At 53.8% G+C, this 10763-nt stretch carries 8 protein-coding genes; 4 read left to right on the plus strand and 4 right to left on the minus strand.

What is annotated here, in order from left to right:
* Together IQ254_RS26255 and IQ254_RS26260 are read left to right on the plus strand one after the other, a co-directional pair.
* Positions 1 to 1615: nucleoside recognition domain-containing protein (locus tag IQ254_RS26255; protein WP_193969113.1), on the plus strand; the 1615-nt coding region annotated here is incomplete at its 5' end.
* Positions 1616 to 1899: 284 nt separating this feature from the next.
* Entirely contained in the window at positions 1900 to 2463 is a 564-nt protein-coding gene (locus IQ254_RS26260; RefSeq protein ID WP_193969114.1) for a Uma2 family endonuclease, read from the plus strand.
* Between the two features lie 276 nt (positions 2464 to 2739).
* Here the strand turns inward: IQ254_RS26260 and IQ254_RS26265 are convergent, their stop codons facing one another.
* Positions 2740 to 4128, minus strand: a complete 1389-nt coding sequence (locus tag IQ254_RS26265; protein WP_193969115.1) for a serine/threonine-protein kinase — start codon at positions 4126 to 4128, stop codon at positions 2740 to 2742.
* Positions 4129 to 4738: 610 nt separating this feature from the next.
* Positions 4739 to 5494: a PEP-CTERM sorting domain-containing protein gene (locus tag IQ254_RS26270; protein ID WP_193969116.1), complete on the minus strand. Its 756-nt coding sequence runs from the start codon at positions 5492 to 5494 to the stop codon at positions 4739 to 4741.
* Between the two features lie 222 nt (positions 5495 to 5716).
* Here IQ254_RS26270 and hisI point away from each other — a divergent pair, with 222 nt between their 5' ends.
* Both hisI and IQ254_RS26280 read left to right on the plus strand, forming a co-directional pair.
* Complete coding sequence (gene hisI / locus IQ254_RS26275) at positions 5717 to 6202, plus strand: phosphoribosyl-AMP cyclohydrolase (RefSeq protein ID WP_193969117.1); 486 nt, start codon at positions 5717 to 5719, stop codon at positions 6200 to 6202.
* Between the two features lie 15 nt (positions 6203 to 6217).
* Complete coding sequence (locus IQ254_RS26280; RefSeq protein WP_193969118.1) at positions 6218 to 7153, plus strand: ribulose bisphosphate carboxylase small subunit; 936 nt, start codon at positions 6218 to 6220, stop codon at positions 7151 to 7153.
* 231 nt (positions 7154 to 7384) lie between these two features.
* On the opposite strand, the gene IQ254_RS26285 is transcribed toward IQ254_RS26280, so the two are convergent.
* Both IQ254_RS26285 and cysS read right to left on the minus strand, forming a co-directional pair.
* Complete coding sequence (locus tag IQ254_RS26285) at positions 7385 to 9100, minus strand: protein adenylyltransferase SelO family protein (protein WP_193969119.1); 1716 nt, start codon at positions 9098 to 9100, stop codon at positions 7385 to 7387.
* Between the two features lie 165 nt (positions 9101 to 9265).
* Positions 9266 to 10747 carry a cysteine--tRNA ligase gene (cysS, locus tag IQ254_RS26290; RefSeq protein WP_193969120.1) on the minus strand — a complete coding sequence of 494 codons (1482 nt, stop codon included), beginning with the start codon at positions 10745 to 10747 and terminating at the stop codon, positions 9266 to 9268.
* Positions 10748 to 10763: the final 16 nt, after the last annotated feature.

Below are 10763 nucleotides of genomic sequence, written 5' to 3' on the forward strand. Positions count from 1 at the left end.
CCGCACCACCGTCATTGTCGGCAAAGAAAGTACTGGCAAATCTGAACTGGCCGCAGCGCTCACGGGGCGATCGCCCACCAGCACCAACATTCAGGGCTCGACGATCGCCTGCGAAACCTATCAGACCCAAGACGATGCCTTTATAGACACTCCCGGCATTCTCTTTCGCTCCGATACCGCCACCACCCGTACGGCCCTGGCGCAAATCCAGGTCCATGACCGGATTTTGCTCGTCGTTAAGGCGACCCATGTGGATGATGACCTGGCGGATTTGTTGCCGCTCGTGGCTGGGAAGCAGGGGCTGGTGGTCGTGACCTTCTGGGATAAAGTATTGCCCTCTGACTTCGCCGAGCAGGTCTTGGGTCGTTGGGAACAAGCCGCCCAGGTGAAGTTTATTCCGGTGGATGCGCGTCATTTAAGCCAGGGGCAACGCCAGCAGATTCTAGAGGCGTTGCAGACTCCAGTTCCGTTTCCCCAGCAATGGCATCCGATTCCGGCGGGCTGGCGCATCGAGCCCGCGCCCACCTGGTTAGAACATCCCCGCTGGGGTGGGTTGCTGGCCATCCTATTGTTGCTGTTGCCTGCGGTCATTGCCGTTTGGGTTGCCAATGGCGTCGCGGGGGTGTTGGATCCCCTGGTTCAAGCTGGATTAGAGCCGCTGATTACGATTCTGTCTCAGACCCCATCGCTGCTGCGAGAGATTCTAATGGGCCGCTATGGCTTAGTCACCATGGGGCCGCTGTTATTTGTTTGGGCGGTGCCAACGGTAATTTTGTATGCCCTGTTTTTAGGCGCATACAAGGCCAGCGGGTTAGTGGAACGCATTACCGTAGCACTGCATCCACTGCTGAGACCGTTTGGCCTGTCCGGGCGAGATCTGGTGCGGGTGATTATGGGATTTGGCTGCAATGTGCCCGCCGTGATCAGCACTCGCGCCTGTTCCAGCTGTTCTCGGCAGACCTGCGTGAGTGCGATCGCTTTTGGTTCCGCCTGTTCCTACCAGTTCGGGGCCACCCTGGGGGTCTTCAGCGCCGCCAATTCGCCCGGTTTAGTGGTGCCCTACCTGGGCTACTTGACCCTGACCACCCTGATCTACACCCGCCTGATTGCGCCCAAAGCCGCCCGTTCCCCCCACAATGCCCTGATGATTGAACGGCGCACGTTTTTGGAAATGCCCCGCTGGTCCGCTATCTGGCGCGAAACCCAGGGTACCCTCAACCAGTTTTTTACCAATGCGATTCCCATCTTCTTGGTGATTACGGTGATCGCTTCAGTGTTGGACTGGCTTGGCCTCATCACCGCCCTGGCGGGATGGATCAATCCCCTGATGGGGCTGTTTGGCTTGCCCCCAGAAGCGGCTTTACCCATGATTTTGGCCTCGATTCGCAAAGACGGACTGCTGCTCTTTGCCGAACCAGACACCCTGGCGATACTGACGCCGCTGCAAATCTTGACTGGTGTGTACCTGGCTGGGGTGTTGCTGCCCTGTCTGGTCACTGCACTCACCATCGCCCGCGAACAGTCAGTGCGGTTTGCGGTGGAGCTGATGGCTCGGCAGGCGATCGCGGCGATCTCGTTTTCGATGCTGTTGGCCTGGGGAGGCAAATGGGGGTGAACAAAACCAACGTAGTGTTAGACTGCAACAACTGCTTGATGCATCGGTCAATACTCTGGACAAAGATCTACTCCTTACATCGCCTGTAATGTAGAGCCTTCGTCGCTAAAAGTATTTAAACCAATGTCAGCCTGAAAGCTAACTTTGATTTAAATAGGTAGTTGCTGGGATGATTACCCTGTAAGCCTTGTAGCTTCATTGGTAAAATTGTCCGGACTGTTGATCGATAAGATAGCAAATAGAGTATCATGTAGCCCTCCTATTCCTCTTACGGGAATCTGAAAATGGTACAAACGCCTACTAAAACGCTTACGCTAGAAGAATTTCTACAGTTACCAGAGACAGAACCTGCTAGCGAGTACATTGATGGGCTTATCATCCAGAAGCCAATGCCACAAGGAGAGCATAGTGTAATTCAAACTGAACTAGCACCTGCAATTAATTTGGTCGTCAAACCCAAGCAAATCGCACGCGCTTTTACAGAATTACGCTGTACTTTTGGCGGACGCTCAACCGTACCCGATATTGCTGTATTCCTGTGGGATAGAATTCCACGTAAGAAAAATGGTGGGGTAGCTAACGTTTTTGCAATGGCTCCAGATTGGACAATCGAAATTCTTTCGCCGAATCAAAGCCAAACTAAAGTCACCAAGAATATTCTGCACTGCCTCAAGCATGGCACTCAAATGGGGTGGTTGATTGATTCAGATGAACAATCCGTTTTTGTTTATCGACCGGATCAACCGACGACTGTTTCTGATGAACCAGAAACGCAATTGCCAGTACCAGACTTTGCCAAGAACTTTAATCTCACAGTAGAAGAGCTTTTTAACTGGTTAATGGAGTGAAACCTAGGACAACATCTTTCTGCCAACCATCTTAATAAAATGCCTTTTCGCTATCATAAGCGGCGATTGGCTGCCGCGATCGCGTTTTCGATGCTTCTGGCCTGGGGCGGACGCTGGCTGTAACCGTTTCCCCTAACTCATCAGGGTAGGCTCAGCCAATAAAACCGATACCTGTTGGGGTGGGTTTGGTGGATGCTTGGGAGTGATGGCATCCAAGCTAGATCGCAAACCCGGCCTTGACCATATCGGTGCTCCTTCTAGGCAATCTCCTTATCCCTATCGCGCACGGTGTTCTTGAATAAAGGCATTGATTTCAGCCGCTAGCCATGCTGCCTCGGCTTTGGTCAGAAAGCTGCCAAAAGTCTCTGCACTCTGAGGTTTCAGTAGCTTAAGGCTCCCTGCAATCTGGTGGGCATGACTGCGCTTAGTGACTGTCGATAGTTGGGCACCGATTAACGATTTTAGGGGGCCTTCGTCGCGCACAGTGGTTAGTCGCAACCAACGGCTCGTCAGGGTAAAGTGATCGGGCTTAATTTCTAAAAATTCTGTGCCAGTCAGATTAATGACAAATCCGAGCAGTGCTAGCAGACCAGTACCCCCTAATATCAGCAATATGGTGACCGCTGCGAGTGGGCCGAGCGTGAAAATGCCTGCTCGGATAGCCAGCAAACCCAAGCCCCAGGGGCATACCATGCAGTAGGTAGACCCGAGTGCCACTGCCCAAGACCTATACGGGGGAATCTGTACCGAGATAGACTGCTGAGTGCGGGTGAATTTGATGCGGCTGTACGGAGGTTTTTGGCTCAGACCCGGTGACGGGAGCTGATCGCGCCCAACGACCTCTCCCCGCATCGGGGGTGGCTGAGTGAGTGCAGCGATCGCCCCCTCGGCTGAGGCAAAGCGATCTTCTACCAGCGGCTCCAGCAGGGTCTCTAGCCATTGAGCGAACTCAGCCGATACCGTTACGTAGGGGCGAAAGTCAATTTTGAGGCGTCGTTCCGGCAACTCGCTCGGGTTTTGGTGCGTCAGCAGATGCAGCAATGTTGCCCCCAGACCATACAGGTCCGTGGCGGGCGAAGCATGACCCCGAAACTGCTCGGGAGCCATATAGCCATAGGTGCCGATCACCGTACTGCCCAGCGCCGTTTGATCGCGATACACCCTTTGTACGGCCCCAAAATCCACCAGGGAGATACACCCATTGTCTCCACGGATCAGGTTTTGCGGTTTCACATCCCGATGAATGAGAGGCGGATTTAACTGATGAATATAGTGGAGGATGTGCAAAATCTCGATCGCAATCCGTTTCACCTCTCTCTCAGAAAATCGCTCTCCTGCTGCGACCAACTCCGCTAGTGATCGCCCTTCAGCCATTTCCTGAGCGATATAAAACAGACGATTGTCTGCCGTGTCTACTTGAAAATAATCGACATATCGGGGAATCGCGGGGTGATCAAGATGCTGTAGGATGCGGGCTTCTCGCTCAAATAGTTCCAGCTTTTTCCAATCCCCCAAGCCTCGCAGTGATAACTCTTTCAGCGCTATCCAGTGACCCGTGACCGTATCCTGGGCACGATACATGAGGCCGCTACTCCCCCGTCCCAGCTCACTAACAATCCGGTAGCGGGAATGAATGAACTCTCCGGTGGCTCTCGGGTCTGTCATCGTTAAGCGGGTGGATGGCTGACGGCAACTCGGTTCCAGTTCCTAAAGGGCGGCGGGGCGGCATCATTTTTCCTATCCAATCTCAGGACTGCTTGGGTCTAGCGTTCCGGGTTTTGGGTGTAATTAGTGAGCACTTGCAGCGGTAGCGTCCTTCGCGAGTATCGCCCTTAGGTTGAGATATATTCCTATTCTAATAACGAGTCAAATCGTATGTAGGGTTAGGCACTGTCCACAAGCATGGCTCTGCTGTAGCTGTACTGGACGCGATCGCAATGCAGCATTGGGGCTGCTTGATGACCGCGATCGCTACTTTGCCCCGGCCACCAGCACCTGCGTTGGCGAAGACCCTTGAGACTTTGACGCAGGCGACCCCAACCGCTATCGTGATATCTTAACTGTCCCACCAATTGCATTGACCCAGATGGCAGCATGCAGTAGCCATTATGACGAGGTGAACTCAATCCTAATGGGCGCAGTGCGATCTCGTTTTCAATGCTGTTGACCTGGGGAGGCGGCTGGTTAGCCAGGTGAGAAATACGCTGGCTAACCAGTAACTTAACGATCGTCTCAGGGCCGCCCATCATTCATATTTCAACGAGCATCGCTTCCCTCATACAGACTTGGCTTGCCCCTTAGAGCGCTGCAAACGGCAAGCCAGCAGTGCGATCGCACTCAGTCCGACTAAAGCACCCGGTTCAGGTACCGGGGTTGCAACCATCCGTTGGCCGAGTTGATCGCCTGCCTCCGGATCGTCTAGAAGCTGTGCCCGTGTACGGGTAAAGAAAGCGACATCGAGATGGGGAGCAAAACCTATCGGCAGGTCAAGAAACTCATCGCCAAAATCAGTCAGGTGAACATGGGGTACGGGTTCTCCATCTGGAGTCAGCGGAGCCGCCGACCAGAAATTTAGCCCCGTTGCCCCAATGAACTCTCCCGCGTCATCGAACAAAGGTGTGTACTCGCCGATGTCAATGCCATTGGGCTCATCGAAAAAGCCATCTTGCAGAATTTCACCCGTTTGGGTGTCGAAATTGAAGTTGAATCCTGCATAGGTGAGGTGGTTATCCTCAAATTCTTGAATCAGATTGCCTTGCGGATCAAAGAAGGCAATGTCAAAAGCGTCTAAATCATCACCTCGCACAATTCCGCTTTCATAGGTTTGGGTGTCGTCATAGCTGAAACGACCCTCAGCACTGTAGCCCAGAATTTGCCCTGTCCATGAAATCTGAAAGGTCGCTGCCTGAGCCGGAGCCAGGATGCACAGACTCAGAGTCGTGCCGACTGCGATGGTCCTCAGGACCGACTCCGCCATCGCGACACCCGTCTTGCCGGTGAGAGAAACGATTGACTGACCAAAACTAGACATCGAGAGAACCTCAATTCTTAACTAGAATGATTATCATTCTCACCATATGCGATATATACTGAGATAGATATGAACTCTCGGTAAAGTTGGTGTCTGCAAATTTAAAGCAAACCGAGAAAGAGACTGCCGCAGTTCCCAAATCAACGACCAGCCAGCGCTCTCAGACCCAACTGAGGCAACCTATTTGCTCTAGACCCGATTGTCATCGTTACTCCCTGTCCTATGTCATCCCCCTTTGCTGCCCGCACCTCAGTTGAAGCTGTCGAAGAAGGGATGCTCTTGGCTCCTAAGTTTGATGCCCATGGGCTCATCCCGGTTGTCACCACAGACGCGGCCACGGGCGAGGTGTTGATGCATGCCTACATGAACGAAGCTGCACTGCTGAAAACTCTGGAAGCGGGTGAAGCTCATTACTACAGCCGCAGTCGCCAACAGCTCTGGCACAAAGGTGCAACCAGTGGGCTAGTGCAGACCGTGGAGCAATTGCTGATTGATGATGATCAAGATTGTTTGTGGATGAAGGTCAAGGTGTCTGGGTCAGGAGCCAGTTGCCATGTAGGCTATCGCTCTTGCTTCTATCGCCAGATTTCCCCTGACGAGGGGCGAGTTGAAACTGATCAGCCGATCGCGCTCACCTTCACAGAAACGGCCAAAACTTTTGACCCCGCTACCGTCTATGGGGATGCTCCCAATCCGACTCAACTTTGAACCAAGGAAGGTATCATGCCGCTGCGTCATCAACCCGCCCCACCCACTCCCTGGGATAGCGATCTCGATCAGCCTACAATTCCAGCTTCTGCCTATGTCCACCCCCAGTGCAGTCTGATTGGGGATGTGCAACTGGGCGAAAATGTCATCGTTGCCCCCAATACCTCCATTCGAGCGGATGAAGGGGCTCCCTTTCACATCGGGGCGAATACCAACATTCAGGATGGAGTGGTCATCCATGGGTTAGAGCAGGGGCGTGTCTTTGGGGATGACCAGCAAGCCTACTCAGTATGGATTGGCGAAGGCACCTGCATTACCCATATGGCGTTGATTCACGGCCCTGCTTACGTTGGGAATGAGTGCTTTATTGGCTTTCGCTCGACGGTGTTTAATGCCCAGGTAGGTCACGGGTGCATTGTGATGATGCATGCCCTGATTCAGGATGTGGAGATTCCCCCCGGAAAGTATGTGCCATCGGGAATGGTGATTACGACCCAGCAGGCGGCCGATCGCCTACCGGATGCTAACGAAGGCGATCGCACTTTCTCTCACCATGTGGTCGAAATCAATCAGGCCCTGCGAGCTGGGTACCGCTGCGCAAATGGTATCGAATGCACCACCGCTTTACAGAATCCGGCCGACCGTAACGGTTTCCACTCGACATCTCACAATGGCCAGGTGGGCCAACCTTTGCGGGCAGAAGTCGTAGACATCATCCGACGACAGCTACGCCAGGGTCACCGCATTGGTCTGGAATTTGCCGATGCGAGGCGATTTAAGGTGGGTTCCTGGCAAAGTGGCCCGGCAATTGCCAGCACCCATGACGCCCAGGTGCTGACCCAGGTGGAACAGTTCTTGGCGGAGCGTCCCGGTGACTATGTGCGTTTGCTAGGCATTGACCCCAAAGCGAAACAGCGTCAGTGGGAGCAAATGATTCAAAAGCCGGAGTAAGCTTCGAAGGTTAAACCTTTGAGGAGTGATGGAGTGATGTTTACATCTATCTGTCACTGCCAATGCCAGCGAACTTCGCCACCCGGTTAGTCAACCACTGCAATCCTTGCTGCCAGGCGATCGCGAATCTGCTCTGCTGTGGCAAAGTCACGCTGTTGTCGAACCGTTTGGCGCTGCTGGATCAGGTCAGCGATGGTCAAAGACCGGCCTGCGGCGATCGCCGCGTCGTCATCAAGATGAGCAGCTATAGTGTGTCACGCCACCCACGTCAGAAAACACGCTGGGTCTTAGACGATAGTATTTATCTTCTACCTCTTGTGATTGCTCATCGTAGGGATAGCTCAGGACTGCTTGCAACTCTCTAACTAACCTGTAGTCACCCTGTATAGCCTGTTGATAGGCCGGGACAATTAACCACTCTCGCCAGGTGTACTTTGGGTTAGTCTGTTTCATTTTGGTGGATATCTCAGCCAGTGATATCTCAACCGGGCCGCCGTTCATAACAAGGTCGCACCAGCTTTTTAGCCAAGCTTGCCATTGGTCCTCAAAGTGTTGTGACGGTTTACCGTAGAAACTCTTTTTCAAGGCTGAGACATCGTCTGGGATATGAGATAACTCACGGAAGAAAATGGTGTAATCCACATCTGAATGGGTCATTAGCTGCATTAATTGCTTAAACAGCTCTGGATTAAATTCAGGCAAGCCCAGCTTGGCCGCCCACATGGCTTGGAGTTGTTGCTGCATGGCTTCTGTAAAGCCACGGCCTACCTGATCGAACTGTTCCAAAGCGTCAGCATCGTCTGCCAGTAGCGGCCTCACCGCTTTCCAAAACATGTAGTAATTCGCTTCTGCTGCCCTGGGCTGATTGATAAATGCAAAGTGTTCGCCGCCACCCGTCCAGGGTTGAAACCAAGGGTCAAAAATTTCACAAAACCCAAAGGGACCATAGTCGAGGGTAAAGCCCCCCGCAGCGCAATTATCACTATTAAAATTACCCTGGCAGTAGCCAACCCGCAGCCAATTGGCCACCAGTGACGTCAGCCGCTGGCGAAAGTGCTTAGCCAACTCCACCAATTGATCGGTAAACCCCAGGGTCTGATCAATGTCGCGTTTGTATTCTCGCTCAATTAAATGCGACATGATCATGCGCAACTCTTCTGATGCATTTGGATGAGCATGGCTGCGAGCGCGGCGGGCAAATAACTCTAGCTGACCCACGCGCAAAAAGGAGGGGGCAACGCGCGTTGAAATGGCTACAGGATTGTCCACCAAAACATCTGGCTCAATAGAGCAGGAGTCTTGAGAATACCAGGGCCGAGTAACGGTTTCAGATTTAGAAACATACAGGGTCAAAGAGCGCGATGTTGGCACCCCTAAAGCGTGCATATAGTCTTGTGCTAGAAACTCACGCACACTTGAACGGAGGACGGCGCGCCCTTCAGCACCCCGGCAATAGGGCGTTGGGCCGCCTCCTTTCAACTGCATTTCCCAGCGCTGGCCGTTGAGTATGCCTTCAAATACCGATATCGCCCGACCATCGCCATACCCATTCCCCGTGCCGAAGGGACAATTTTGGATATATTCGGTACCATAAATCGACAGGGCATACCCCGTCGCCCAGCCCACGGGACGCATCGGCTCTTGAGCAGCAGAGAGATCACCCGAAAAGACCTGGCGAAAGTTTTCATCCAGCGCCAATTCATCGCTCAACCCCAGTTCCTTAAAAAAAGTGCTGCTGTGGGCAACATATTCGGGTTCTGCCAGTGGCGTGGGTTTCACCGGTACGAAATGACCCGAAAAAACCTGCCGGGGACGGTGATCATCACCATCGACCGTGGCATCAGGATCGGCATTTAAGGTGTCCATCAGAGAATAATTCGCTAACTGCGCAAACTCATCAAAGGTCGTTACGCAGGGCTCAGCCGATAGTGTAGATGGATGTGACATTTTTGCTACCGCCGATGTTGACGGGAAAGACTCGTGTTTAATTAAGAATCATGTAGAGGCTAGCATGGAATCTGATGGGTGACGACTCCAGCAACTTTTGAATAGGGTTAACTCTGATTGGCCTGATAGGCTTAGTCTATCTACCCGCAACAGGATCTCACTGATTTACTGTCGATGCCAACGGACGGCTCCATCGGGTTGGTCAACTACCGCAATCCCCACCGCCGCCAGTTGATCGCGAATCTCATCCGCCGTCGCAAAGTCGCGCTGTTGCCGGGCTATCTGACGCTGCTGGATCAGACCAGCGATCGCAGCATCATCTAAGTCACCCGATACTGCATCAGTATCACTGTCGTCTGGGACCTCAAACCCTAAGACTTGAGCCAGGTGCATCAGGGTTTGCCACTGCTCCAAGAGCCGATCCGGACTGGATTGGGGCTTCCCTTCATGAACCAGACGGTTTCCCTCTCGCTGTAGCCCTTTAGCCAGTTCAAACAACACGGCCAGAGCCCCCGGCGTGTTCAGGTCATCGTCCATAGCGGCTTGGAACCGCTCAACCCACGGGTCATCCGGGCCGGGTGCCTGAAGAGGAGATTGGATGTTGGCGGCTGGCCATGCTAAGGCGACTCCGTGGCGATCGCCAAAGAGAAGTCCGGCCTTTAGCGTTTGCCAACTGTTGATTGAGGCTGCGATCGCATCCTGGGTGAAATCCAGCGGCTTCCGATAATGCCCCTGCAGCACAAACAGCCGCACCGCCATGGGGTCTACCGGCTGGGGATACCCGACCCAGGCCCCATCCAACAGGTCACGAATCGTGGTGAAATTGCCCAAAGATTTAGACATCTTTTCGCCATTCACCGTCACCATGCCGTTGTGTAGCCAGTAGTTGGCCAGGGGTTTGCCGTTGGCGGCCTGAGACTGGGCGATTTCATTCTCGTGGTGGGGAAACACCAGGTCGCCGCCGCCACCGTGGATATCGATAGTGGCCCCTAGCCGCGCTCGAATCATCGCGGAACATTCGATGTGCCACCCCGGTCGGCCCGGTCCCCAGGGAGAATCCCACGCCGGTTCATCGGGTTTGGCTGCCTTCCAGAGGGCAAAGTCCGCCGGGTTGGCCTTGGCAGTAGCCGCCAGATCGCGACCACTCGCTCCAGCCTGCATCGTTGCGAGCGATCGCCCCGAGAGCTGGCCATAGTTGGCAAACTGCTCCACCTGATAATACACATCGCCCCCGGCAGCATAGGCATAGCCCTTTGCTGCAAGCTGACCAATCAACTCATGAATCGCCCCAATATGTTCCGTCACTCTGGGATACTCGTCGGCATCCATCACATTCAGGTGATGCATATCCTCGAAGTATCGCTGGATATAGCGCTCAGATACCGCCACCATGGTCGTACCCTCGGCCTTGGCCCGGTTGAGAATCTTGTCGTCAATATCGGTGAAGTTCTGCACGTAGTGAACCCCGTACCCCCGCCACCGCAGGTACCGCCGCAGCACATCCCACCCCAGGTACGACCGGGCATGGCCCAGGTGGCAATCGTCATAGACCGTCACTCCGCAGCAGTACATCGTCACCCGCCCAGGGGCGATGGGGGTAAAGGGTTGCTTGCGTTTGATGAGGGTGTTATGGAGGGTGAGGGGCATAGGGACGGGGGGAATG

The sequence above is a fragment of the Nodosilinea sp. LEGE 07088 genome (assembly GCF_015207395.1).
Lineage (GTDB): Bacteria > Cyanobacteriota > Cyanobacteriia > Phormidesmidales > Phormidesmidaceae > Nodosilinea.

Coding starts and splice junctions, on each gene's coding strand:
- IQ254_RS26260 (WP_193969114.1), top strand. CDS start 1,900: ATGGTACAAACGCCTACTAAAACGCTTACGCTAGAAGAATTTCTACAG.
- IQ254_RS26265 (WP_193969115.1), bottom strand. CDS start 4,128: ATGACAGACCCGAGAGCCACCGGAGAGTTCATTCATTCCCGCTACCGG.
- IQ254_RS26270 (WP_193969116.1), bottom strand. CDS start 5,494: ATGTCTAGTTTTGGTCAGTCAATCGTTTCTCTCACCGGCAAGACGGGT.
- hisI (WP_193969117.1), top strand. CDS start 5,717: ATGTCATCCCCCTTTGCTGCCCGCACCTCAGTTGAAGCTGTCGAAGAA.
- IQ254_RS26280 (WP_193969118.1), top strand. CDS start 6,218: ATGCCGCTGCGTCATCAACCCGCCCCACCCACTCCCTGGGATAGCGAT.
- IQ254_RS26285 (WP_193969119.1), bottom strand. CDS start 9,100: ATGTCACATCCATCTACACTATCGGCTGAGCCCTGCGTAACGACCTTT.
- cysS (WP_193969120.1), bottom strand. CDS start 10,747: ATGCCCCTCACCCTCCATAACACCCTCATCAAACGCAAGCAACCCTTT.